General features: G+C 36.1%; 3 protein-coding genes. All 3 read right to left on the reverse strand.

Features of this window, described 5'->3' with window-relative positions; genetic code table 11:
- The coding region (locus tag AC1DRF_RS23450) for a carbohydrate ABC transporter permease (protein WP_477741826.1) at positions 1-802 on the reverse strand (802 nt) is incomplete at its 3' end.
- Positions 802-1746, reverse strand: coding sequence for a carbohydrate ABC transporter permease (locus AC1DRF_RS23455; protein ID WP_230185032.1), 945 nt, complete (start codon positions 1744-1746; stop codon positions 802-804). The genes AC1DRF_RS23455 and AC1DRF_RS23450, both read right to left, overlap by 1 nt.
- 21 nt (positions 1747-1767) lie before the next feature.
- On the reverse strand, positions 1768-2392 hold a 625-nt coding region (locus AC1DRF_RS23460; RefSeq protein WP_477741827.1), incomplete at its 5' end, for an extracellular solute-binding protein.

Here is a 2392-nt window from a genome sequence, read left to right on the forward strand (position 1 = left end):
GTTGGGCTACGATATAAATAAGGATTAATGGAATGGTAGATATGGTAAGTACAGCCATAACTTGATTAGTATAAACAGGATCTGTACTATTAATTGCCGTGATTGCTACTTGGATAGGGAATTTCGACTTGTCCGTCAAGACCATTAAAGGCCAGATATAATCATTCCAACTTCCGATAAAGGCTAAGGTTCCAACTGTAGCAACAGCCGGTTTGGACATCGGTAACATAATTCTCAGGAATATTTGCCAAGTATTTGCTCCATCCAATTTGGCTGACTCAATAATTTCTGCTGGAATAGCCATAAAAAAGTTTCGGAATAGATAGATATTGAATGCCCCTGCTAAAGCAGGCAGGATTACAGCAAGACGAGTGTCTACTAATCCCAGTTTGTGAACTATAGTAAATTGTGAGATTAAGATTGTTTCCAGTGGTACGATTAAAAGAGCCAATAAAAGACCAAACAGAACTCTTTTTCCATTAAAATTCAATTTAGCGAACGCATAACCTGCCATCCCATTGATAATGACAGCACCTGCAGCTACACATAAACCATAAAACAAGCTGTTTATTATATAACCAAGTAAATGAAAACGTGACAGAACTTGTTTATAGGATATAAACCAATCTGACGGATGAAAGGAAGGTAGGAAAGCCTTGATACTATTCATATTATTATAAACTTCTGCTTCGGGTTTCATTGAGGAAGCGATCATCCAAAACAATGGGAATATAAATAATACCGCCAGCAAAACTAAACAAATGTATTCTAGGATTGTTAAAGGCCCGAATTTTCGTCTCATTAGTCATCTTCCTCCTTTACTAATTTCCGTTGCGCTAGCGTAACTAGCCCAATAATTGTTCCAAATAGAAGGGCAATGGAACTAGCATATCCAACCATTCGATCCGTAAAGCCAGTTTGATAAATGTAATATACAACCGTCATCGTGGAGTTTACTGGCCCCCCTTGTGTCATAACCATTGGTTGGACTAATAGTTTAAACGCACCAATTAATGTCGTAATAAATATAAAAATAGAGGTTGGCTTTAATAATGGTAACGTAATATAAATAAATCGTTGCCATTTATTCATTCCATCTAATTGTGCAGCTTCGTAGACGTCTCCAGGTATATTTTGCAAACCTGCTAGAAAAATTAACATTTGAAAGCCAGCTCCCTGCCATGCTGAAACAAAAACAATTGTAAACATAGCCTGTTTAGGGCTTGTTAAGAACGGTTGAGCTGAAACACCAAAATAAGTGAGTACATTGTTGATAATTCCTTCATTTGGATTTAACAAATAAAGCCAAAGAACTGAGATAACAACGAGCGACATTACCACAGGACTAAAGTAAGCTACTTTAAAAAATGTGTTAGCTTTACGTTGTTTGTTTAACAGAAGGGCCAGCCCAAGAGCTGCCCCTATCTGTAAAGGAATTACCCAAACAACAAATTTTAGAGTGTTCACTAAACTTTTCAAGAAAATAGGATCCTTGAATAAATTGATAAAGTTATCTAATCCAACAAATTTACGCATATCAGGCGTTAATAGGTAGTAATCTGTAAATGCATAGTAGACGGACATAATAGCTGGAATAACGAGGAACAGCAATAAAAGTAATAATGCTGGTCCTAAAAATGTATAAGCTACTACATTTTCTCTCCATTTAATTCTATTTTTAGTCTCTTTTTCTGTTCTTGGGAATGTGTAAACAGTCTTACTTCCTTTTAATCCAGTTTTAATCATAATGCCTCCTTCTAGCTGCTTTTATCGATTAGCCTTATCGATAGCTGCTTGCATTTCTGTAGCACGTGTATCTAAGACTTTTTTAATGTTTTTGTTCTGATCATAGAAACTGATATCATCAATTGTTTGTTGGAAAGCACGTGTTACTTGTGGATACGCTGGTGTTACTGGTCGTGCGTGTCCTGATTCCTTTAATTGTTTCATGAATACATTCATTTGATCAGAAAATTCTTTTGTAAGCACTTTCTCAGAAGAGTAACGAACTGGTAGGGCTGCAATTGTTCGACTTAATTCTAAATTTGAATCTTTATTTGTCATCCAATCCACCAATTTTGCAGACCATTCTTTATTTTCGGATTTCTGTGTCATTGCAAACTGCCAACTTCCTGAAGGTGAAACTAGTTTCTTTGTCTTTGGTGATACAGGATAAGGCATCACACCATAATCAACTTTTTGAAAGTTTGTTTCCATATCCGTTACTGTCCATACACCACTAAACTTCATTGGGTACTTTTCTGTTTCAAAAGCTTGTTTGACCGGAGTACGTGTTGTATAGCCTTCTTTTAACATCGTTTGAATAAAACTCATTGCTTCAACAGTAGGCTTCTTATTAAACACACCTTCTGCTTTCGTACCATCTTTTGAG

This window comes from Priestia sp. P5_B4, from assembly GCF_056400385.1.

Excerpts from the sequence above, each read along its gene's own strand:
- AC1DRF_RS23455 (WP_230185032.1), bottom strand. The coding sequence starts at position 1,746 with ATGATTAAAACTGGATTAAAAGGAAGTAAGACTGTTTACACATTCCCA.